Consider the following 22,539-nt stretch of genomic DNA (forward strand, 5'->3'; position numbering starts at 1 on the left):
GGTCGAGACCCCACAGGGCAAGGCCCGAGGAGGATCGACTTCCTCCCCGCGGAAAGCAAGTGCCTGGAGCGGAAAGGAACGGTCAACATTTTGTTTACAAATCACTTATCCAAAACAAATTTACGTTTTTGAAAGTTGCGCAAAACTCTGGGTGACAGCCAGAAGGAGCAGAATTACAAGTAGGCTCACCACCCGCCTCGCGGAAAGCGAACATCCTGTAGCGGAAACAACTATTACTTTCTTCTGTAAAATTGCCACAAAGTTTACTAAAAGATCCTAGATGAAAAAATACCACCTTATGATTAAGAAAAGGATTCATGGGAAGTCTAATCAATAAATTAAGGTTTAGGGTGTTGAATTCTGTGTTTAGACGTAGAGAAGTGAAGAAAGATATAGAAAAAGGGTCCCCCCATAGCTTTGATATAGATACATTTCATAAAGAAATACTTTCATTGGTAAGCAATAGTGAAGATTTGGTAGTCAGAATCATTACAAGAGGCGAACAGAAGCTTGCAGTAGTATATTTTGATGACTTAATTAATACAACATCTATGCAGGACAGCATCATCAGGCCTCTTGAGGAATCCACAGGTGACCTGAATTATCAAATCATCCAGGATACGATCAATATTGCGAAACTTACACAGACGAATCAAATTAATGACGTTGTAGAGAACATCGTCAATGGGACGGCTTATATTTTTAAGCAAGGGGATACTCATGGGATATTAGCGGACGTTGCTGATAAAGGCACAAGGGGTTTGGAGAAAGCTGAAACGGAATCCCTGGTGTTTGGTCCTAAAATTTCTTTTACAGAATCGATTACAAAGAATTTAAATTTAATTCGATCTAATATCAACGATCCTAAACTATGCGTTGAAACCTTCATGATTGGGTCCAGAGCGAAGAAAAAAGTTCAAATGGTTTACATAAAAGACATTGCTGAGGAAGAGAACGTAAACACGTTTAGACAGCGCATTACGGAAATTGAAGTCGATAGTATAGTGGATTCCACAGTACTTGCTCAGATGATTGAAGATAATTCATTTACATTCTTCCCGCAATTTATAACGACTGAGCTGCCTGACCGCTGCACCATCTCACTCTTGCATGGAAAGATCTGTTTACTTGTCGATCGCAGTCCTACAGCGATCATCGGACCATCTACGTTTATGAATTTCTTTGAATCGACGGAAGACATATATATGAGATGGAATATGGGGACGTTTTTAAGATTGATTCGCTTTGTGGCGATTTTTTTCTCGATCCTTTTGACACCTGCCTACGTGGCCGTCCTGACATTTCATTATGAGGTCATTCCTTCTGCTCTTCTTGTTTCCCTGGGACAGTCAAGATCTAACGTCCCATTCCCTCCCGTGTTCGAGGCTATTTTATTGGAATTCATCATCGAACTCCTGAGAGAAGCAGGAGCAAGATTACCAACAAAGGTTGGGCAAACCATGGGGATCGTAGGTGGTATCGTCATCGGTCAAGCATCAGTGCAAGCAGGATTTACCAGTAACATTTTGATTATTATCATCGCAATATCCGCCTTGGGTTCGTTCACTGCTCCTAGTTATGCAATCGGTACAGCCGTGAGGATCATCCGCTTCCCGATCATCATCATGGCCGGGTTATACGGGGGGGTGGGAATCATGTTTTGCCTCTGTTTTATTCTCATTCATTTACTGAAAATAACAACATTGGGCAGACCCTATCTATCACCCATTTACCCATTTAGGTTTGCAGACTTCAAATACAGTCTATTCCGCTTACCTTATCAGTATTTAGTCCAACGTCCCATCTCCAATCACCCCACAGATCAGGGCCGAATCCCTGAGAAAAAAGCAAAAGAGAAGAAAGACGTTGATGAGTAAAGGATGAAATGTATGGATATTAATGTAAAGCCAAAGGAACGGTTAATGTTTAATGCCTTTTTGATAATGTTTATCTTACACACAGCCCAAACCGGAGTGGGGATTGCAGGGCTGCCCAGGATCATTTACATGGAGGCAAACAGGGACGCATGGATTTCAATCCTTTTGGCTGGAACTCTTGTATCTTTTGTTCTTTTTATCATGGTAAAAATGCTTGAAACATACGATAGTCCCGATCTGTACGGTATTCACTTGGACATTTATGGGAAATGGTTCAGCAAAGGATTTAACATCCTGTATATTGGATATTATCTCAGTGTCACTTACGTGATCTTAATGAACTATATTGAGATGGTCCAGGCGTGGATATTCCCTAAAATGCCAACATGGCTCTTGATGGGCTTATTGATTTTTTTAATGGTTTATTGTGTATTGGGGGGAATCCGGGTAGTGGTCGGTATTGCTTTTTTAGGACTCATCCTCGCCTTCTGGTTAGTATTTATGATCTATACTCCAATTAAATATATGGACTTCAATCACCTACAACCAGTCTTAACATCTTCCCCGAAGGAGATTATGATGGGGATTTACAAATCAAGCTTTACTCTCATTGGCTTTGAATTAATATTATTTGTGTACCCTTACATAAAGGATAAGAAAAAAGCACTTAAATTTGGGCTGATCGGTGCAGGGTATTCATGTTTTCTCTTTACGGTTGTGACCGTTGTCAGTATCGGTTTTTTCTCTGAAGATGCCCTTTTAAAGACCATCTGGCCAGTCCTGTCCATGTTTAAGATATTGAGGATTCCAAACTTGGAGCGATTTGAATTTATTGCCGTTTCCTTCTGGATGCTGGTCATCCTCCCAAATATCTGTCTTTATTTCTGGGCAGCTTCAAGAGGAATGAAAAGAGTATTTAATGTATCTCAAAAAAAATCCATTTACCTCTTCGCCATCCTGCTTTGGATATTATCCCTATGCGTGCAGGATCGTCTCACGATGAATACCATTACAGACAAGGTTGGGACGTCGAGTTTTATTCTTTCATTCATTTATCCCTGCTTCCTATTCATACTGGTTAAATTGAAATTCATCGCTAAGAAGGAAAAGGGTGTGAATGTATGATTAGAACCACCATGCTCCTTCTGCTTTGTTTCTCTTCATGTTTCTTAAGCAGCTGCGTGGAGACAAGGTATTTAGAAAAGCTGGGATTGATTACAGCGGTTGGATATGATCAGGCTGATGACGAGAAAATAACCGGCACAATGGTCCTCTATCAGTTTAACCCAGCCATGCAGGATGTTGAAAAGGTACTTATAAGTAAGTCAAAGACGAGTAAAGGGATTCGTCTGTCACAGAATTTAGAGACCGATCATAAACTTGTTTCCGGTCAGTTAAGGATTACTGTATACGGAAGGGAGCTTGCGGAAAAAGGGATTTCTCACTTGGTTGATACGTTGGAACGGGATTCTTCCATTGGGAATATGGTGTACTTAACAATAGCTGATACGACTGCCGAAGAAATCCTCAATTATCAAATGACGGAAAGACCATCGAACATGGGGACATACTTATATAACTTGGTCAGGCAAAATGTTGAATCGGAAACGCTTGTTTCTCCAACGCTACAGGAATTCATCACCGATTACGGCAGTGTCGGCAAAGACCCGATCCTGCCATTGCTAAAGGCATCAGACGGGAAGGTTGGTGTGGATGGGTTCGCATTGTTTACAAGGGATAAATTCATTAAAGAGATTAAAAAAGACAAGATTTTTTTTATTCGATCTCTTATGGAAGATTACAATGCCGGCAGTGTCGAAGTGGAACTACCATTGGAAAAGTTCGAACCTTACTTAACAAGTCCTCATCTTCGACAAGAAAAAGATAAGGTTTATATTATGATTGATAGTATAAAATCATCTCATAAGATAAAAACAGAGAAAAAAGCAACACCATCTTTTGAAGTGAAATTGAAGATCGAATCTCGTTTGCTTGAAATGTCTGAAGAAATGAAGTTGTCAGATCCGAAAGCGTTAAGATTACTTGAAGATGAGATTGGGGATTATATCGAAAAGAACATTAAAGAAATGATCTTGATGCTTCAAGAGCAAGGCACGGACCCGATTGGATTTGGAATGGAGTATAAAAGTATAAGGGGACACGAAGATTTATCGAGGGAAAAGTGGGATAAACTGTACAAGGATGCTTCTTTTCATGTGAAAGTAGAAAATAAAATCATTCGCACAGGAGTGATTGATTGATTAAACCTAAGGGTCCATCCAATAAAGGTGGACCCATTTTTATTATTGTTGAATTCGATCTGTGATTTCATTGATGACGGACTCATCCTTTATTTCCATCGGTCCGTCATTTTCAAAAATGATCAATCCGTAATAGACCTGCAGATCATCGTCACACGCTTCGCAAAAAAACGCTTCACCTGCGTCCCAAAACGCAATAGAGTGCAACTTTTTACTTTTTGACTTACGATGGCTTTGACTCAGTCGTCTCATTTCTTCAAGAAACCTTCCGATTGCTTCATCCCTGTCATTAAACGTCCACTCTTGAACAATATCTTTTTCCCAGCCTTCAAAAAACCACCAAGGCTCTGCATCACTTTTTGTGGTCATGACTCTCCAAGTATTATTCAATGCTTCACCCTCCTTTTTTCCATGTCCAAATTGTACAAAAAAAACGAACGAAAGAAAAATATTTAAATTATACTACTCTAAATTATTGACAAGTTCCCTCCTGTACAAGCATAGGTTTAATAAAAAAGACCTATTAGGATCAAATCTAAAATAAAAGGGAGGAAAAACATTTGAATTTTATTGTATTAAAGAAAGGCTCCATCATCGCATTATTAGTTACCATTATGATCATTACTGTCGGCACGATTTGGGCATTATCTTCTAAAAACTCCTATCCTACCGTTTCATTATCAGATAAAAAGGGTGAGAAACAAGTCATTCAGCTTGTCACAGGGGAATTCAAATCAGAAACACCATCGGGAAAAGAAATAGAAGCTTATCGATGGGATCCGGGTACGATTGTAGTTGAAAAAGATCATCCAGTGGAATTGCGCATTTATGGCGTTAACGGAATGGAACATCCGTTCTATATCGAGGGGACCGATATTAAAGGTACAGTGAAAAAAGGGGAAGAAACCGTTGTAAATGTGTCGTTTTCAAAAGAGGGGACGTATAGACTGATATGCGAAACACATGAGACCATTGATCGTAACGGTCCAATGATTGCGTATATAGTAGTTGATTGATGCATGAATTGTGGGTACTCTAATATGGAAGTTAGCCACTTGGAGATCTTGGGCATGGCATCCTATTACAATGCCATGCCCATTGCATACCCTGCCGCTCCAAATACGATCCCAATGAGATAACTTGCGAAAAAATAAAACAGGCCCATTTTTATATTTTCCTGGAGAAGTCTCAATACCTCCCAGTTTAAGGTTGAAAAGGTAGTAAATGCTCCACACACTCCGATCCCGAAAAAAAACATAACATTCTCCTCGGCACCCCTTCCAACCAGAATTCCCAATAGTAAAGAGCCAAACCCATTAATCAACAGAGTCGCTTTCGGAAACCGCGAACTACTGAATCGCTTAACCACGTTCGCGACTATAAACCGTCCGATTGCCCCAACACTCCCCCCTAATGCGATCAACAATATGCTAACTCCCATGACCAATCATCCTCCCTTTCCTTCCAGAGACAAAGCCCAACCATGCAAAAAGCATCCCTCCAAAAGAAGTAATGGACATATACAAGAAAAGCATGCCCCATTGCTTCTGCAATAAAAAGGTGACCAACTCGATACTAACTGTCGAAAAAGTTGTAAATGAGCCCAGGAACCCTGTTGCAATAAGTAAATACGATTTTTCATATTTAGAAGACCATCGACTATAGAAATAAGCTAATAGAAAGCTTCCCAGGAGATTCGCCGTTAATGTCGCGAACGGTAACCCGTTTTGAATGGTCCAGAGATAACTAATTCCCCACCTGCAAAAACTTCCCAACGCTCCACCGATCCCGACTAATAAATATTTCATTTTGTAAAACATCCCTGTTTTATAAGATTTTTTTGTGTGAAACCTTTTGCTCACAATTTCGTATGTACAATTACTATAGTTTCTTATGCCATTTAGGAGTATACTTTAATGGAATAGAGTTAATGCTTTAACAATTATTTTGATCAGTAAATTGAAGGAGTCTTCTCCATTGACATTTATCATTATACAAGACTTATTGGATTTTTACTTAAGTCCATTACATTTTAGTATCGTATTACTATTTTTCATCGCTTGGATTTGGAATCACTTACCTGGCACATTTCATCTTTACGTACGACCCTATGATAAGAAAGTTGAAGGACCAAATATCATCGCAAAGTGCGTTGCAGCTAATGAAATGATTCCTATCGGGATCCGGTTCATTACTTGCATGAAATTCCAATTTTATCACACCGATAATGACGAAGAATCCTCTTCTGTTTGCTTTTAACCAGCAAGCATTTATACAGAGGAGGAATTATCATTGAGGAAATTTTCATTCATCATGCTACTGGCACTATTCACTCTATCAGGGTGTCAAAGTGCAACCACTGAAGGAGCGTTCTTTCACGACTATCTTGTTAACCCGTTTTCGTTTCTCATCCATGAAATAGGTACCTTCCTGGATGGAAACTTTGGTCTTGCGATCATTGTCATTACCCTTCTTATTCGTCTCATTCTTTTTCCTTTTATGCTTAAAACGTATAAGAATCAACAGGAGATGAAAGGGAAAATGGCTTTAATCAAGCCGGAGATGACCCACATTCAAAAGAAGATAAAAGAAGCGAAAGATAAAGATGTACAAAAGAAACTGCAGCAAGAAATGATGATGCTTTACCAAAAACACGGAGTGAATCCTCTTAATATGGGATGTTTACCTTTGTTAATTCAAACACCAATATTGATAGGGTTATATTATGCGATTCGGTCATCGTCTGAAATCGCAAGCCACTCCTTTCTATGGTTTAATTTGGGACAGCCGGACTATATAATGGCCATTATCGCTGGATTGGTTTATTTAGCCCAAGCCCGGGTATCTTTAATGAATATTCCTGAAGAACAGCAGGCCCAAATGAAAATAATGAGCTATCTTTCGCCCATTATGATCTTTATTTTTTCATTTAATGCGCCTGCTGCCTTGCCCCTGTATTGGACAGTAGGAGGGGCATTTCTCATCTTACAAACGATGATTGGTAAGACTCTTTATCATCAACAACCTTCTTTAGAAAAACAAGAAAGTCATTAAAAAAAGGGAGCTCGCAAGCTCCCTTTTTTTAATCTAAATATTATTTTCAGGATTATTTTTTGACAGATCCTATTCGAAAAATGGAAATTCCCATAATGAAAAGCAGGATCATGTAAATAAAAAACGGATAGAATAGGATTTGTTGTCTTAATTCATCTCCGAAAAATAATTCTGTGCTTTCACTCGAAGCAACTGCGTTTTTATGTTTTACGGGAGATTTCATCACAGGACTGAGATTTGTTGTAGCCATTTCTTCATGATCTTCGTTATATAGTGTTAATACTCCCTTTCGATCCAGGCTCTCGGTGAACTTTCCATTCATAGGCTGGGTATATTGGAAATCCTGATTAAGCTCAAAAGAAGTATCCTCATATTGAAAGACCGTACCTTTTGGAATATGGCTTCTGGTGAAACTGTTCAAGCCATAATCAAGTAGTTTTCTGGTATCTGAGTAAATGGCTCTCTTCGACTGAGCCTTCATTGTAACAATGACCAGAGAAAGGTTTTTATTTTCAGCAGAAGTCACAAGCGTATGTCTGGATTCATCTATGAACCCATTCTTCCCTCCGGTCACTTCCGGATAAGGAAGTTCTCCTTTCACCATTTTATGATGATTATAAAGAGTAGTCTTCCATCCCTCAGTCGACCAATCAATGGATTTCAAACTAAATAGCTCTTGAAATTGTTTGTTTTTTAAAGCATAGCTAGTAATCACTGCCATATCATAAGCCGTTGTATAGTGATTCTTACCGAAGAGTCCATGAGGGTTTTCAAAATTTGTTTTCTCTACGCCAATTTCGTTTTTTAAAAAGATGTTTAATTTTTCAACAAATTGCTGAACGGATCCCTCAGTGTGTTCAGCAATGGCAACCGCTGCATCATTACCGGAGTTGACCATCAGCCCCTGGAGCAACTGCTCCAAAGAAACACTTTCCCCTTCTTCTAAGTAAACGGTTGAGCCTTCTGTATTACTTGCTTTCTCACTTATTACCACCTTATCATCAAGGTTTGCATGCTCGATTGCATAAATAGCTGTAGCAATTTTGGTAATGCTTGCAGGATTCATTCGTTTTGTCGAATTTTTCGAGTACAATATACTCTTTGTTTTAGAATCTATTATGATAGCAGAATCACTAATGATGTTTTTAGGTTTTTTTACATTATTTTCTTGAGCTGATACGATAGAGGAAGAAAAGAAAAATAAGATCAGCACAACGAACCATTTTTTCATATATCCACACACCTGTCTTGTCAATGTACTAACCCATTCTATCAAAAATGTTATATATATAATCAGGAATCTGAGAAATGTTAAGAAATTGAAAGAATGGTGTCAAATCCTGACATCGATTTCAGTTTGTATAATAAAAGGTATCTATATTTCCATTTCACCTTCATATACAATAAAATAAGAGTATGAATATGAAACCTTTTTGCTCATTAAATCGTATTTAACGTAAGCATCTTTATTAAGGGGTAGATGAAATGAATACATTTCTTCAATTTTCAGTAAGAACAGTCATCTCATTCAGTATAGGGACCAGTAGTTTTATCGCCTACTTACTCCTATTTGACTTAGGGTTTCCTCTTACATTCTTGTCAAGTCTCGGTACAGGTATTCTCTTTTTCTTCGTCGTAAAGGGATTCCAAAAGAGATGGTGGCTGAAAAAAAATGGACTTTCCTCACAGGAATTTCGATATATTAACAAGAATTTAAAAGAAGCGAAAGAAAAAGTAAAACGCCTTCAAAAACAACAATTAAGGGTAAGGTCACTTGGGGCATTTAAGCAAATCCTCGAGTTGAACAGATTGAGCAGAAGAATTTATCAACTTGTAAAAAAAGAGCCAAAAAGATTCTTTTCTGCAGAATCATTTTTCTTCTACCATCTGGATTCAGTTGTTGAAATCACAGAAAAATATACGTTTCTTGCTGCACAATCCGGGAAAAACAAAGAAGCATTCTTATCACTTCAACAAACCCGGACTACACTTGATGATCTGACAGGGTCATTGGAGAAAGACTTGCAAAACGTACTGGCTAATGATATGGATACACTACAGTTTGAACTAAACTTTGCCAATCAACATTTATCTCATAAAAAAGACTTAAAATAGATATCGGAGGTTTTACGATGGAGCAACGAAATGAACAATCTGAACTGGACCTGCTGCTTTCCAACCCGTTTGGAGATGAAATGCCTGCTGTAAGTGAGCAGACAAAATCTCCTTTGCTACTCGACCGCTTACCAAAAGAACAGCAGGAAAAGGCAAAACAATTGGCGGCGCAGATTGACTATAAAGACTATGAAGCGATATTAAAATATGGAACTGCCGCTCAGACCCAGCTATCTACTTTCTCCCACTCCATGCTCGATCATGTACAAAAACGGGACATCGGCCCAATTGGCGATGTGTTAGGAGATTTAATGAAAAAGCTCGAGCAAATGAATCCGGATGAGCTAAACACCAAGCAAAAAGGTGTCTTCAAAAAGCTATTCCGTAAAGTCTCTTCCTCCCTGCAGGAGGTCCTTTCCAAATACCAAAAGATCGGCTCACAGATCGATCGCATTTCAGTCAGGCTCGAACATTCAAAAAAGACCCTGCTTGATGATAATCGATTATTGGAAACTTTATATGAAAAAAATAAAGACTATTTTCAAGCTCTGAATATGTACATTGCAGCAGCTGAAATTAAACGTGAAGAGATTCAACATACACTGCTTCCTTCATTACGCAAGAAGGCGGAAGAAACGGATGACGAGTTAATTTATCAGGAAGTCAATGATACGATGCAGTTTCTAGATCGATTGGATAAACGTATTCATGATTTAAAGCTAAGTAGACAAATGACCATTCAGTCTGCCCCTCAAATACGCCTGATACAAAATACGAACCAGGCACTGGCAGAAAAAATACAGGCATCGGTGCTCACAGCCATTCCTCTTTGGAAGAATCAAATTGCCATAGCACTGACTCTTCTGAATCAGCAAAAGGCTGTAGCCGCTCAGAAACAGGTTTCACGCACCACCAATGAGCTCCTTCTGAAAAATTCAGAAATGCTTAAAACAAATAGTATTGAAACCGCACAAGAAAATGAACGTGGAATCATTGATATTGAAACTTTGAAAAAAACACAAGAAAACCTTATTTCCACCATTGAGGAAACCTTGGCCATTCAAGCAGAAGGACGACAGAAACGTCAGCAGGCAGAACAGGAAATGGTCACCATGGAAAACGACTTAAAACAAAAACTCATTGAAATCAGAAAGTAAAAGAGGAGCCGATATGGCCCCTCTTTTACTATTTTTCTTCATTATGAACAATGCTATCCGTTATAGCATCATATTCCTTTTCAGCGATAGAGCTAGTGATGATTTCTTCTTTTTCCAGTTTGGCAACGGCCTCATATTCTGCGTATAAAGCGTGTTTTCTCAGTGTCGTAAGCTGGTCTGCTTTTAACACTGGATTTCTTTTGAATAGATTATCCAATTGAGCTTTTAACATATCAATTCTTTTTGTATACGTATCGATAAGCTCATTTGATACAGGGTCTGTAATATAGAGCTTTTGTTTTACCCGGTGGATTTCACCGATGGCTGTTTCATATCTGTGGAGTTGACTGAGCAATTTTTCAAATTCTGCATGTCCTTCTTCCTTTGGTTTAATCCCTAATAAATTTATCAGTGGTTTGATCGTCAGCCCTTGAATGACAAGGCTGAATAATACCACACTAAAACCAAGAATCAGGACGTCTTCTCTGCCTGGAAAGTCTCTTGGCAGACTAAGTACCAAGGCAATGGATAACGATCCTTTCAAACCTCCCCAATTCAAAATATGCTTCCATTTATGAGGGAAATTCCCAATGAGAGATAAACTTGTATAGACGGCAATACTTCGTGCCAAAAGCACTAAGACTATGGCTGCGAAAATATACGGCCATTTATCAACTAAGTCAATCCTTGTTATTTCAAGGCCAACCATTAAGAAAACGAGGGAATTGGCGAGTAACGCAGCTACATCCCAAAAGCTGTTAATATTCAATTTGGTTGTAGGACTCATACCAATTTTCCCGCCATAATTTCCAAATATAAGAGCCGCAATGACGACCGCGATAACACCTGAAGCATGGACACTCTCTGCAAGAAGGAATGAACCATAAAACAAAATCACGCTAAAAATGATTTCCAACGGATAGTCATCGAAGTACTTCGTTAATATGGAAAATGCATAACCGAGGGAGCTTCCAATAATGACCCCCAGGGATACTACCCGGATGAACTCCCAAATCCCACTTCCAAGTCCAGCCCAGCCTGCATCGATATAGGATAGTAAATAGTAAGCTGAAATATTGAACAGTACCACGGCTAAACCGTCATTAAATAAGCTTTCACCTTCAATGACAACAGCCAACCTCTTCTTTACCCCTACACTTTTGAATATGGATAATACACTGACAGGGTCGGTCGCACTCATCAATGCCCCAAAAACAAAGGCTGTCGGGACCGGAAAGTCAAAGAAGTAATACGCTGTAAATCCTATTATCAAGAAAGAAATGAATGTTCCACCGAAAGCCAGTGCTATAATCGGCTCCTTGTTAGCTCGCAAATGGGTAAAAGGCAGCTTCAAAGCTGCTTCTCCCAAAAGAGCTGGTAAAAAAAGTGTGATAATGACAAAATTAAATACTTCCCCTTCTGTTATAAAATCCTTGAGGGGCTCAAGGATTGGTATATTGAATAACCCGATTAGGGCACCTACAATGACAAGGGCAATTGGATAGGGCTGTTTGAATTTCTTGGCAATTGCCGTTATGCCTGCTGCGATCATCACTAAAATAAGTCCCAGTTCAAAAATATGGTGCATATCTAACTCATGCATAATCACCGTTACCTCCCTTTCTTCATACATTTTTCCTCATCTCTTTATTTATTAACCTTCCCTTCGGCATGAATATGACTCCCATTTGAATGATTTTTCACCATACAAAAAGGCTCTTTTTGTAAAGATTGTAGTTTTCTAGCATAGAATCTGCCAAGGCTCTGTCAACCAGCCTATGCTGGATGGTGAGGGGAACTGCTCCGCTTGCAGCTAGCGTTCGGCCGAGCCTCCTCAGCTTAGCCGAACGGGGTCTCGGCACGCCCGTACTTCCGCAGGAGTCTGCGCACTTTAAGAGAATTTTTGTGACAGAGCTTAAAGGTGTACATGAAAACAATGTAACTAGAAAATAATAATTCTTCTTCTTTAAAAGGAAAATCAATTTCTACTTACCTTAAATGAGATGGTTTGCTAAAATTCTTGTTTTTATTGTTTTCCATTAAGGATACATGCTTAGAAAGTTGATCCTCGCTGCAGGATGTTCGACTCCTGCGGGAATAGCTGGACAGTAAGAAAAGCGAAGGGGCTTTGCCCAGGGGCGACAAGCATAAGACGAGTCTGCCGGAAAGGCGCTCATTGCCTTTTTGGCAGACTTGGCTTATGACCTCGAGCCCCTAAGCCCCGTAGCTAGACAGGTGAGACCCCGGAGGCGCAGCCTAGGAGGCTCACCGCCAGCCCCGCGGAAAGCGAGCATCCTGTAGCGGAAATCAACTATTACTTTCTCCTCTACAATAGCAACAAACTTTACGAAAAGAGCCTTGCGAAAAGAGCATACAAAAAAAGAATGACCTTCTACGATAAAGTGAGAAAAGTCATTCTTTTATTATACATTTTTTTCCTCTCTTTTCGAACTTAATGAATTTTCCACTTACAGATTTTCACCAAACCATGGAGAGTAATATTGTTTCTTTGAGGTTCTTTTTTGCCGCCACCCTTTTAGATTCAAGATGTGATTAATTCTGTGATATTCATGAATCGCGGCATTCATATCAGAAATATTGTTCATCCTATCCATCCCCTTTAATGTTATTACTTTCAGTATATTGCAGGTAAAGGGGATCCGAATGAGATGGATGATTGATTTTGTTTCAGCCAAAGGACTGATTTTAATTCCTCCTCCCCCACCCCAAAAAAAAGACGACTACATGTTTCCCATGTAATCGCCTTGTTCCTTCATCTATATACTTTTGTATAGAAGTTTCCGTAATAAAGGAAACAAAACCTCAGGGAGTTCTTCTACATCCGAAACAAGAATGCTGTAATTCCCATATATATTCTGAATGGTTTTTCTTTGTCCCTCATCTATTTCGCCGTTCGCTAAAAAGACGTTGATGACTTCTATCCCTTGTTTTCTTGCGTCTAATACAGCTTCATGAGTATCAACAATCCCGTTTTGCTCATAATCCATGGCCGCTGGCTCACCGTCTGAAAAGACAAGAAGGAATTTCTGTTTTTCGTTCCGTCTAATAATCCGTTCTGTCATTAACCGAATGGCAAAGCCATCCCTATTATCTTCTTCAGGTTGGAGCTGCATGATTTCTGAACCACTGTTAGGTTTTAAGGAAGAATAGAAGTCCAGTACAGGGTTCATATAATTTGGTTGACTGGTCTTTGTCGCCCGGTTGGTATCTTCCCAGAAGCCGACAACTTCATGTGGCACCCGAACGGACTTTAAAGATTCATGAAATAACGTAATACCCTGCTTTGTTTGATCCATTTTGTCATACATCGAACCTGAACAATCTACCAATAATGAGAAAACAGCATCTATTTCAGATGAAGGGTTTTGCTTTTTATAGAAAAGTCTTGGGTTATCGTCTGTGATAAAGCGCAATAACTTTTTGTTCAGCCTGCCGAAGTGCAAATCACTTCTAGGCTGGATTCGCTTATGCTCCAATGTTTTCTCGATCATTTTCTGAAGTTTCTTTTGATAAGGAGCAATTATCCCTTTGTTAAGGTTATACAAGTGCTTGTCTTCAGAAGTAGGAATGGTTGGAGAAATAAAGTGAGGTACAGCAAAGCGATTGTCCTTTCCATACTCAGCTTCTCCACCACCAAGTTCATCTCTTTCTTGCTCCTGTGGCTTCACATTTTGGTACTGCTCCTGCTCCGTTTCTTTAGCTGAGCCCTGTACCATAGCCATTGCCTGGTCTCCATCATCTCCTTCACGGACACCTTCGCCCATAAGATCGGATTGAGACCCTTGATCTAAGTCAAACTGAAGGAATGACTCCCCTTTGTCACTCGTTTCCCGGTGCCAAGTTCGGAATTCTTCATCTATCACTTCTTCCTCCCCTGTGCTCTCTTCTTCCAACACATCCTGATTAGCAAGGGGATCTTTTCTTTTTAAATCGTCAAATGTTTCAGTAATCAATTCCTCCGTGTTATACACATCTTCAGGTAAATGGAAGTATTCATTCAACATATCTTTTTTTACAATCTCATCTATTACTTCTACCATTTCCAAGCAAATTCTTACTACATCTTTGGTGTTACGGGTTTCAAAGAATCGGGTGATTTGCCGATGCATAAAGGGCATTGCTAAATCAATATCCTCATTTATCCTAACAGGTTCTTCTAATGGAGATTGTGCATGGAGAAGAAGGAATATTGAATTAAATAATGCATCTGTAAAAACACTTTTCGTAATGTTTACTTTAAGCTGTGCTTCGAAGTGCTGGCGATATAATTTTCTTCTTGTCTTAAATGACTTCTTAGTTCCTGGACGCTTTGATTTACAGATTTCCTCTAATCGAGCCTCTTCACCAATGACAAATAGCTGCTTGGCAAATCGGGGAACAGACGTTCCTTTCACCTTCTCAATATAATCGATAACCTCTTCGTTCATGGTTTCATGAAGATTACCGATCGTCCTTAAATAAATATCACTTTTCAATCCATGTATTTCTTCTTCTTTTTTCCGGTGATCCCAAAAATGACTGACATAAACCGTTCCTTCTTTATAATCGAGATAAGAAAACGGTCCGTATTTCAAGTTCATATCGGCATTTTTGGAAAGTGTTTTCGTCAAATCAGCCATTTCCATCACTAAAAAAGAGTCAATGGTTTCATCATTAAATTGGATAAATCGATGCATTACATGTCCCTCATTCAAATAATGTTTCAGCTATATTTTGTATAGCCGCTTTTTCTCGTTCGTCTTCCAGTTTATCTACGATTCCACGTTGTATAGCCCTTTTTGCCGGCAAGTAAACGGCTAAATCACAGGCATCTAAAAGGGCACGTATGGATGCCGCTTCCTCTGAAATTTGACCATTTTTCACTTGAACCATTAAATCCGAAGACAGGGCTACAAACTGAGTAATAAGCTTAGAATCGGACAGCTTGCTTTGACTTTCAATCACACTCTTTAACGTTTCCCCTTCGATATACGGTACATCTATTACAACAAAACGATTTTTTAACGCTTCATTTAATGGAACTGTGCCTACATATCCTTCATTAATTGCCGCAATTACACCGAAAGTTGGCGCGGCTTTGACGATTTCCCCTGTAAATGGATTCGTTATACTTCTGCGGTAATCCAACACACCATTTAAGATCGGCAGCGTTTCAGGCTTAGCCATATTGATTTCATCAATATAAAGGAGATGCCCATTTTTCATCGCTTGAATAACAGGTCCCTCGATGAATTCAATGGTGTTTTTTCCGTCTCTTTCGCTGATTGTTTTATAGCCCAGTAATGCTTCTGCATCTAAATCAACCGAGCAATTTATACTGTGCATCGGTTGGGAGAAGATGGATGACAAGGTATCTGATAGCTTCGTTTTCCCTGAACCAGTGGGTCCCTTAAGAAGAAGATTTTTCCCTAACGACAGAGAGATGATACTATCTTCAATAATATAGTCTTCACTAGCAGTATACCCCCCTTCTCCTATTAATGAAGAATGCTCAGGAGATGAGAATAATTGTTTTCTCTCGTTTAATATATAAGTAACCGATTCTGGTAATAACCGTTCAACATTCATTTAATGACATCCTTTCCATTTCACATACTAGACATTCTACATGTAATAACGCTTACACTGCAAAGGCTATGCCTAATTTTGTTTCAATGCATATATTTTAGTTCTGGATTAGCAACCAATTAATATAACAAAATGTAAAAAAACACCCTTGATTGGGTGTTTCAGCTTCTAAACTTCTAAATCATATCGAGTGAACCCTCGATATACATACATTCCAGCTTTTTGATAAACAATGGTTGCGTCTGTATAGCTGTCACTGTCGACTGAAAGAGCGGCTGTAGTCATTCCTTCCTCTTTCAATTTTGAAAAAGCATAATTGAGCAAATAATGGGCGAGCCCTTTGCGACGCCACTTTTTGCAAATCCCCAAATGAGTGATTTCCCCTAATTTTGTTTCATTGTTAACCGAACAAAAGACAAAACCTACCAGGGCATTTTCTTCTCTTAATACAAACCAGAGATCGGGGTCAAATGAGGGGCGAAGAAAACGTTTCTTAAATTCATCCAGGGTGGATGGGTGATAATCAAAGTGATCCGAGAACACCTCTTCAAACACCTGATGAAGACTCTCCGTTTCGGTATCGGGATTGAAGCTTGAAATACAATATGATGAAGAGACTGATGCAAAAGATAGATCTTTGAGGTCTTTTTTCATCTGAAACCAATATCGAGTTGGTGTAAAGCCATGTTTCTCAAAAGCCTTTTTCTCTTTCTCAAGATTCCCAGATAGGATAATGGTTTTTGAATCTGAATTCGTTTCTTTCTTTCTCCTGGCTGATGTAAAAAGCTCTTCTGCCATCTCACCAATATAGAGCTCCATATGATCGTTAGGAAGGGCAAGGATTAATGAAGGTAAACGGTGATCTTTTTCAGTAAGTATGGAGATAGCTACTAAATCCCCTTCATCCCAAAGCCCTCTTCGGTCAGCTTCGGGAATAGAATCAATCATTTCTTGAATATCAGCTTCACTCGTTTGAACCTCTCCATATACTTCAGTTTCATAAGTCTTGAAAAGGTTATTCAGAGATGCTTGGTCCTCCGTAGAAATGATTCGTTTACTAAATGAGTGTTTCATTCGCTTTTCCCCATTTGCACCATATTTTAGTAGCCATCAAAAAAGCCGGTTTCTCCACATTATAAAGAAACCAGCCAGAAAGAAGTGGTTTATACCTCTTCAAAGTACTCTTTGTAGAAGCCTCCCATTTTCCCACTCTCATCGATGACGAAGTAATACTCTTCAGATTCGTTTTTCACATCGTATTCTTTACCAATGGTTAAAACATTTTCAACTGTATATTTCTTCGCATCCGTATGTACACATTTTACCTTTTTTCCGGTATTGTTTTCCGTCCAAGTTTTATGAATCAATTCAATAACCTCCTTTATGAATGTACTATGCTAATAGTATATTCTTACAGAGCTATAAGTTCAACTACTATCTCATTTGTCAGTTTTTTTGTGAAACTATCACTTACGATAAGAAAATATGGTATATTATAGGAGGAATTTGCAGGAGAGGTTCGATTAAGATGGTGAGAAACGGTTTAAAAAGAATAGGTATGTTCACTTTTGTTTTGATAGTTTTTTACATGAGCACCCACCGACCTAATGAAGAACAATTTTATTTATGGCTTTTAGATGAATACAATATTGAATGTCATGAATCCATAACATGTACGAAGAAACTTGAAGGGAATTCTTATTCAACCCTGATTGAAACAGGCTCAAATGTTAAAAACGGCTACTTGCTATTCAACACAATCGGTAAAATATATGAGGATGAAAATGGCTCAAGAACCACAATTAAGGCATTGGGTGTATTCGGAAAGTATTTTACTATTATTAAGGATGAACAAGATAGCTAGACTGATTAAAGAAGAAGGCATCTTTGATCAGTCTTTTATTATTTTCGATAACGTACCTTTTTCCATTTAGAGGTATCAGGCGTTTTTTTCAAGGTAAAGACAATACTGTACACGATAATCCCGATGAATAAAATGGAGAAAATGATGCCCGCCTTCACACTTACTTCTTCCAGTAATCCCTGAAAACTTTTTGGGAAATACCTCCCTATCTGAAAATACACAAAACCCCAAACGAAGGCAGACGGAAGAGCATATAAGAGGAACTTCATGAAAGAAATCCCTTTTGACGTTCCTGCAATATAAGGCATGAATAATCGGATGCCTGGTATAAAATAGCTAAACGAAATGGCAAATGGACCATACTTATTAATCCATTTTTCACCATTGTCAATGAGTTTCCTTGATTTATCTCCCTTCATAAATCGAGATATTAATTTCGTTCCGAAATACCGGCCGTTTAAAAAGGCGAAGATTCCATAAGAAATCAATCCACTATACATAAAGAAAAAGGAGGTATACGGGTTGAAATTTCTCCATTCAGATAAATATCCCGAGAGTGCAGCAGCGAGTTCGTTAGGTACTGGTAACCCTAAAAATACAATCCAGCTAAAAAGAAACATGGCGATATATCCAAATTGATCGACCAATTGTAGTAAAACATCCATCGTACCACCCCATTTCACACAAAGCGACTATTTTTTCTCACTTATCAAAACGGCCTGCGCATTTCTATTCACTACCCAATATTGATAGGTTGAAAACGCTTGGAAGCCCAGCCTCTTGAGAATGGGGGCGGAGTGACCGACTCTCGCCTGACAGGTTACAAACCGACATTGCGCTCGTTTTGCCATATCCAATCGATGGGCGACTAATGAAGAATATACTCCTCCATGCCTTGCTTTTTGGAGCACCCCTCCTCCATTGAGGTAAAGGACTTCATGATCACGGCTGAACCGATAATTTCCGTATCCAACAGGATGGCCCTCCTTATTGTAAGCTAATGTGAACCCACCATCCGGTCCCCATTTGCTCATAAACTCTTTTCTTTGTTTAAAGATGACCGGTTTGTCTTCTTCCCGATAACTCCATATGGAGGAACTGATTTCTACAAGATCATGAATGTGAAGGTCACTTTCAACAGTAATGACTCTATGAGCAGGTGAAGGGATGAAATGATCCTGATTCAGATCAAATACCAGCCCCTGATAACGCTCTTCCAGAAGACCATCTTGTGATTGGAGGAATTCCTCTTCCTGATTGATAAGTGGCTCCCTGATCCACATACTAAAGGATTCCTTTCCATAAAACTCTTCAATCACCTTCCATTTCATATGAAGTTCGTTCATATTATTCACAATGAATTTAGGTACCTTATTAGCAAATACATTTTTCAACTGTTTATTTTTAATTGCAACGATTCCATCACTGTGTAAACTATCCACTTCACTCGGTATCAATCGATCTGGATAGTCCCAATGGTGTGATTCTATTGCAGTAAATAATAGATCATCACTTACCTTCATGACTTCACCTCCCGGAACTCATTCGTACATCTACTCTTCTCCGATAAGAAGATTCTGCACCTGCTCTTCCGTCATCCCTATTCCAACTAATTGTTGCTGTAACTTTTCATGATAAGACTTGCTTACATGTGGCCTGCTGCCACGTAGAATCTCTTTTGCATAATGATTTGGGGGACAGGTTTCCTGACACTTATCTTTCACAATAAAGGTTAATACGTCCTTGTAAAGCTTCCCACCAATCTGTATGTCGATGAAAGCTGCTCTATACCATCCAGGTGCTACCCCTTCTCTAGTGAACAAGTATTCCACTGCTTGTTGAGGGAGCTCATATACTACCCCTTCCATCGTCCCTTCATCCTCAATGATGTCTCCCCGGCCACCATCATGTACTTTAAAGAGATACTTCATAGAATATCCTTCTAGAACCCCTGCACCAAGACAGTTTTTAAAATGGTGATCTACTTGCGCTATTTTAAAACGCTCATCATCCATGCAAGAACCATACGCAAAATAAAGGATCCTATCAGGCTTTTCATTTAGAAACTGGTGTACTTTCCAATCTCCTGAATGAATTTCTTCCTGGAACAATTCTTCGTTTTCAGAATAATAAACAAAAGCTTCCTGCGGTCCATTATCCGTTTGGACAAGTTTAAGCTTTCGCATATAAAGGTTTTCTTCACGTTCTTCGATGAAATCCTCCAATTCATCTAACGGTGATAATATACTGGGGTCGATTTTATATAATTCGCCATAGGTGGTCCCGTTGCCTTCTTTTAGTGCAGGATATCCTCTTTTAGTATCGTAAAGTACCCCTTCCACCCAAGCTTGTTCCCTAATCAATATGGCTTCCTTTAATAAAAAATGATTGCTTTCGTGTTTTCTTAACGTCCCATAAACAAAAACGTACACAGATGACCCTCCAATTGTTTACATAATTATATTATTGTTAATATATTAATGAGTCTTTTCTTTATTTTAGCAAATAGTCTCTGAAATTTCAGTTATCTAATACTCTACTATACTTTTTATTTCCGCATGAAAAGGACATTCCCTGTGAATTGGGAATGTCCTTTTCGAGGAAGCGTTTTCAATTTGTTAATTACTTTTAGGCAGGGCTGCTTCTTTCGCCTGCTCTCTTAAACGAAACTTTTGAATTTTCCCTGAAGCTGTCATTGGGTACGAATCAGTAAACTCGATGTACCTTGGAATTTTATGACGGGATATCTTCCCTGTACAATATTCTCTGATCTCTTCTGCTGTTGCAGTGAGGCCATCCTTCATAATAATCCAGGCCATAACTTCTTCACCATAGACTTCATCAGGAATTCCAATGACTTGAACATCTAATACCTTTGGATGGGAATAAAGAAATTCTTCAATTTCTCTCGGATAAATATTCTCACCGCCTCGAATGATCATGTCTTTTAATCTTCCTGTAATTCTACAATAGCCGTGTTCATCCATGACCGCTAAGTCACCAGTATGCAGCCAACCTTCCTGATCTATGGCTAACCTTGTAGCCTCTTCATTCTTATAGTACCCTTTCATGACGTGATACCCACGCGTACATAACTCCCCCTGGACACCATGGGGAACTTCCCTGCTCGATCCAGGCTCCACAATTTTCACCTCTACATTTGGCAAGGCTTTTCCAACCGTTTCCACCTTTAATTCAATCGGGTCATGGGTACGCGTCTGCGTAATAACAGGGGAAGATTCGGTCTGCCCATAGGCGATGGTTATCTCATCTGCCCCCATTTTGTCCATGACGCCCTTCATTACTTCGATCGGACAGTTACTTCCGGCCATAATTCCAGTACGCAAATGGGAAAGATCGTATTGTTCAAAGTCTGGGAGGTTTAACTCGGAAATAAACATGGTTGGCACCCCATGAAGGCCTGTACATTTTTCATCCTGTACCGTTTGGAGAACCTGCTTCGGATCGAATTCCTGTAATGGAACCATAGTAGCCCCAACAGATACACATGCAAGTGTACCCAATACACATCCGAAGCAATGGAAGAATGGAACTGGAATACATAAACGGTCTTCGTTCGTCAATCTCATGCACCCTGCAATATTATAACCATTGTTTACGATATTAGAATGGGTAAGCATGACTCCCTTAGGAAATCCTGTCGTTCCTGAAGTGTATTGCATATTGATGGCATCATGGGGGGAAAGGCTTGAAAGTCTTTCATCCAACTCACCTTCCTCAACATCATCCCCTCTTTCCATAATATCCTGCCAGCTATATGTACCTGGATATGTCTTCTCCCCTAAGACAATTACATTTTTTAAATAAGGAAGTTTTGAGCTCTCTAATTCTCCGGGCTTAGACGTTTTCAATTCGGGACAAATCTCATACAACATGTCTATATAGGAAGCACCTCTGAACTCTTCCATCAAAATAATCGTTTTACTGTCAGATTGCTTTAATAAATATTCTAATTCAGCAGTACGATAATTAGTATTTACGGTTACCAGTACAGCTCCCATTTTCCCTGTCGAAAACTGACTTACTAACCACTCAGGAGTGTTAGAGGCCCATATCGCGATATGATCTCCTTTATTGATTCCAAGATTCATAAACCCTTTTGCAGCTTGCCTGCACTGTTGGTTGAATTCATGATAAGACCATCTTAATCCTCTGTCTGCGTAGACAACCGCTTCAACCTCAGGCTGTATACGAGCTTTTTCTTCGAGTAATTCACCTACAGTTGCTTGTATTATCTCCGACAAATGAATATCCCCCTTTATCTGTGTTCATGCTAAGCCTGGAACCTTTCAGTATATGAAGTCAAAGAGGTTAGATTCTCAGTTACTTATGCGTGTAATATTATCACAAAAATTAAAATTTTCAAACTAATTAATAAGGATTTTTTGTCTTTATTACTATTAGGTGAATAGTTCCAGATAGGAGTTAGATGACAAGTTTCTACATGCTAGCGATGTGACAAACTTTTAATATAGACAAAAAGCGTCTTCTCTAAACCTTTTTCTACATAATAACTAAAAATACTACTTAAGACGTAATTTATAAAAAACCCTTTTCAAATCAGTAATTTCTATGTAGAATATATAGAAAATATAGAAAAT

Annotated in this window: 22 protein-coding genes; 9 read left to right on the forward strand and 13 right to left on the reverse strand. The window is 39.0% G+C overall.

The annotated features are described in order from the left end of the window. Positions 1 to 362 precede the first annotated feature (362 nt). From FZC88_RS05995 to FZC88_RS06005, 3 genes are read left to right on the forward strand one after another with little or no spacing between them, the layout of a single operon-like run. Positions 363 to 1,877, forward strand: a complete 1,515-nt coding sequence (locus FZC88_RS05995) for a spore germination protein (RefSeq protein WP_397541169.1) — start codon at positions 363 to 365, stop codon at positions 1,875 to 1,877. A gap of 12 nt (positions 1,878 to 1,889) precedes the next feature. Beyond that, positions 1,890 to 3,002: a GerAB/ArcD/ProY family transporter gene (locus FZC88_RS06000; RefSeq protein WP_148994026.1), complete on the forward strand. Its 1,113-nt coding sequence runs from the start codon at positions 1,890 to 1,892 to the stop codon at positions 3,000 to 3,002. Next, entirely contained in the window at positions 2,999 to 4,138 is a 1,140-nt protein-coding gene (locus tag FZC88_RS06005; RefSeq protein WP_148994027.1) for a Ger(x)C family spore germination protein, read from the forward strand. Before FZC88_RS06000 ends, FZC88_RS06005 begins: the two co-directional genes overlap by 4 nt. A gap of 42 nt (positions 4,139 to 4,180) precedes the next feature. Here FZC88_RS06005 and FZC88_RS06010 read toward each other — a convergent pair whose 3' ends face one another. Next, on the reverse strand, positions 4,181 to 4,528 hold the full coding sequence (locus FZC88_RS06010) for a DUF1033 family protein (protein ID WP_148994028.1): 348 nt from the start codon (positions 4,526 to 4,528) through the stop codon (positions 4,181 to 4,183). A 170-nt stretch (positions 4,529 to 4,698) separates the two neighbouring features. Between FZC88_RS06010 and FZC88_RS06015 the strand changes: the two genes are divergently transcribed. Beyond that, complete coding sequence (locus FZC88_RS06015; RefSeq protein ID WP_148971126.1) at positions 4,699 to 5,154, forward strand: cupredoxin domain-containing protein; 456 nt, start codon at positions 4,699 to 4,701, stop codon at positions 5,152 to 5,154. A gap of 65 nt (positions 5,155 to 5,219) precedes the next feature. On the opposite strand, the gene FZC88_RS06020 is transcribed toward FZC88_RS06015, so the two are convergent. Together FZC88_RS06020 and FZC88_RS06025 are read right to left on the reverse strand one after the other, a co-directional pair. Next, entirely contained in the window at positions 5,220 to 5,579 is a 360-nt protein-coding gene (locus FZC88_RS06020) for a fluoride efflux transporter FluC (RefSeq protein WP_148971125.1), read from the reverse strand. Further along, the gene (locus tag FZC88_RS06025) at positions 5,569 to 5,946 is read right to left on the reverse strand and encodes a fluoride efflux transporter FluC (RefSeq protein WP_148994029.1); all 378 of its coding nucleotides are present in this window, start codon (positions 5,944 to 5,946) and stop codon (positions 5,569 to 5,571) included. Before FZC88_RS06025 ends, FZC88_RS06020 begins: the two co-directional genes overlap by 11 nt. A gap of 169 nt (positions 5,947 to 6,115) precedes the next feature. Between FZC88_RS06025 and FZC88_RS06030 the strand changes: the two genes are divergently transcribed. Further along, the gene (locus tag FZC88_RS06030) at positions 6,116 to 6,397 is read left to right on the forward strand and encodes a hypothetical protein (RefSeq protein WP_148994030.1); all 282 of its coding nucleotides are present in this window, start codon (positions 6,116 to 6,118) and stop codon (positions 6,395 to 6,397) included. Between the two features lie 33 nt (positions 6,398 to 6,430). Further along, positions 6,431 to 7,192, forward strand: a complete 762-nt coding sequence (yidC, locus tag FZC88_RS06035) for a membrane protein insertase YidC (protein ID WP_397541170.1) — start codon at positions 6,431 to 6,433, stop codon at positions 7,190 to 7,192. A gap of 52 nt (positions 7,193 to 7,244) precedes the next feature. On the opposite strand, the gene FZC88_RS06040 is transcribed toward yidC, so the two are convergent. Further along, entirely contained in the window at positions 7,245 to 8,423 is a 1,179-nt protein-coding gene (locus tag FZC88_RS06040; RefSeq protein ID WP_148994031.1) for a D-alanyl-D-alanine carboxypeptidase family protein, read from the reverse strand. 254 nt (positions 8,424 to 8,677) lie between these two features. On the opposite strand from FZC88_RS06040, the gene FZC88_RS06045 reads away from it, so the two are divergent. Further along, positions 8,678 to 9,307: a 5-bromo-4-chloroindolyl phosphate hydrolysis family protein gene (locus FZC88_RS06045; RefSeq protein WP_148994032.1), complete on the forward strand. Its 630-nt coding sequence runs from the start codon at positions 8,678 to 8,680 to the stop codon at positions 9,305 to 9,307. Positions 9,308 to 9,324: 17 nt separating this feature from the next. Continuing rightward, positions 9,325 to 10,464, forward strand: coding sequence for a toxic anion resistance protein (locus FZC88_RS06050; RefSeq protein WP_148994033.1), 1,140 nt, complete (start codon positions 9,325 to 9,327; stop codon positions 10,462 to 10,464). 28 nt (positions 10,465 to 10,492) lie between these two features. Here the strand turns inward: FZC88_RS06050 and FZC88_RS06055 are convergent, their stop codons facing one another. From FZC88_RS06055 to FZC88_RS06075, 5 genes are all read right to left on the reverse strand, one after another. Continuing rightward, complete coding sequence (locus FZC88_RS06055) at positions 10,493 to 12,067, reverse strand: cation:proton antiporter (RefSeq protein ID WP_148994034.1); 1,575 nt, start codon at positions 12,065 to 12,067, stop codon at positions 10,493 to 10,495. A 1,174-nt stretch (positions 12,068 to 13,241) separates the two neighbouring features. After that, positions 13,242 to 15,161 (reverse strand): vWA domain-containing protein, encoded by a 1,920-nt coding sequence (locus FZC88_RS06060; RefSeq protein ID WP_148994035.1) that lies wholly within the window; start codon positions 15,159 to 15,161, stop codon positions 13,242 to 13,244. Between the two features lie 10 nt (positions 15,162 to 15,171). Then, a complete protein-coding gene (locus FZC88_RS06065; RefSeq protein WP_148971117.1) occupies positions 15,172 to 16,053 on the reverse strand; it encodes an ATP-binding protein in 882 nt (293 codons plus the stop codon). Between the two features lie 168 nt (positions 16,054 to 16,221). After that, a complete protein-coding gene (locus FZC88_RS06070; RefSeq protein WP_148971116.1) occupies positions 16,222 to 17,127 on the reverse strand; it encodes a GNAT family N-acetyltransferase in 906 nt (301 codons plus the stop codon). An 89-nt stretch (positions 17,128 to 17,216) separates the two neighbouring features. After that, on the reverse strand, positions 17,217 to 17,420 hold the full coding sequence (locus FZC88_RS06075; protein ID WP_148971115.1) for a DUF6501 family protein: 204 nt from the start codon (positions 17,418 to 17,420) through the stop codon (positions 17,217 to 17,219). Between the two features lie 161 nt (positions 17,421 to 17,581). Between FZC88_RS06075 and FZC88_RS06080 the strand changes: the two genes are divergently transcribed. After that, a complete protein-coding gene (locus FZC88_RS06080) occupies positions 17,582 to 17,917 on the forward strand; it encodes a hypothetical protein (protein ID WP_148971114.1) in 336 nt (111 codons plus the stop codon). Between the two features lie 38 nt (positions 17,918 to 17,955). Here FZC88_RS06080 and FZC88_RS06085 read toward each other — a convergent pair whose 3' ends face one another. The 4 genes from FZC88_RS06085 to FZC88_RS06100 form a co-directional block, all read right to left on the reverse strand. Next, a complete protein-coding gene (locus FZC88_RS06085) occupies positions 17,956 to 18,582 on the reverse strand; it encodes a DedA family protein (protein WP_148971113.1) in 627 nt (208 codons plus the stop codon). A 27-nt stretch (positions 18,583 to 18,609) separates the two neighbouring features. Next, entirely contained in the window at positions 18,610 to 19,440 is an 831-nt protein-coding gene (locus tag FZC88_RS06090) for a GNAT family N-acetyltransferase (RefSeq protein WP_148994036.1), read from the reverse strand. A 30-nt stretch (positions 19,441 to 19,470) separates the two neighbouring features. Further along, positions 19,471 to 20,349 carry a gamma-glutamylcyclotransferase family protein gene (locus tag FZC88_RS06095; RefSeq protein WP_148994037.1) on the reverse strand — a complete coding sequence of 293 codons (879 nt, stop codon included), beginning with the start codon at positions 20,347 to 20,349 and terminating at the stop codon, positions 19,471 to 19,473. A gap of 186 nt (positions 20,350 to 20,535) precedes the next feature. Further along, complete coding sequence (locus FZC88_RS06100; RefSeq protein ID WP_148994300.1) at positions 20,536 to 22,173, reverse strand: AMP-binding protein; 1,638 nt, start codon at positions 22,171 to 22,173, stop codon at positions 20,536 to 20,538. Positions 22,174 to 22,539: the final 366 nt, after the last annotated feature.

Source organism: Rossellomorea aquimaris (assembly GCF_008180865.1).
Lineage (GTDB): Bacteria > Bacillota > Bacilli > Bacillales > Bacillaceae_B > Rossellomorea > Rossellomorea yichunensis.

Coding starts and splice junctions, on each gene's coding strand:
- FZC88_RS06045 (WP_148994032.1), top strand. CDS start 8,678: ATGAATACATTTCTTCAATTTTCAGTAAGAACAGTCATCTCATTCAGT.
- FZC88_RS06025 (WP_148994029.1), bottom strand. CDS start 5,946: ATGAAATATTTATTAGTCGGGATCGGTGGAGCGTTGGGAAGTTTTTGC.
- FZC88_RS06065 (WP_148971117.1), bottom strand. CDS start 16,053: ATGAATGTTGAACGGTTATTACCAGAATCGGTTACTTATATATTAAAC.
- FZC88_RS06070 (WP_148971116.1), bottom strand. CDS start 17,127: ATGAAACACTCATTTAGTAAACGAATCATTTCTACGGAGGACCAAGCA.
- FZC88_RS06085 (WP_148971113.1), bottom strand. CDS start 18,582: ATGGATGTTTTACTACAATTGGTCGATCAATTTGGATATATCGCCATG.
- FZC88_RS06090 (WP_148994036.1), bottom strand. CDS start 19,440: ATGAAGGTAAGTGATGATCTATTATTTACTGCAATAGAATCACACCAT.
- FZC88_RS06005 (WP_148994027.1), top strand. CDS start 2,999: ATGATTAGAACCACCATGCTCCTTCTGCTTTGTTTCTCTTCATGTTTC.
- FZC88_RS06055 (WP_148994034.1), bottom strand. CDS start 12,067: ATGCATGAGTTAGATATGCACCATATTTTTGAACTGGGACTTATTTTA.
- FZC88_RS06050 (WP_148994033.1), top strand. CDS start 9,325: ATGGAGCAACGAAATGAACAATCTGAACTGGACCTGCTGCTTTCCAAC.
- FZC88_RS06080 (WP_148971114.1), top strand. CDS start 17,582: ATGGTGAGAAACGGTTTAAAAAGAATAGGTATGTTCACTTTTGTTTTG.
- FZC88_RS06060 (WP_148994035.1), bottom strand. CDS start 15,161: ATGCATCGATTTATCCAATTTAATGATGAAACCATTGACTCTTTTTTA.
- FZC88_RS06040 (WP_148994031.1), bottom strand. CDS start 8,423: ATGAAAAAATGGTTCGTTGTGCTGATCTTATTTTTCTTTTCTTCCTCT.
- FZC88_RS06020 (WP_148971125.1), bottom strand. CDS start 5,579: ATGGGAGTTAGCATATTGTTGATCGCATTAGGGGGGAGTGTTGGGGCA.
- FZC88_RS06000 (WP_148994026.1), top strand. CDS start 1,890: ATGGATATTAATGTAAAGCCAAAGGAACGGTTAATGTTTAATGCCTTT.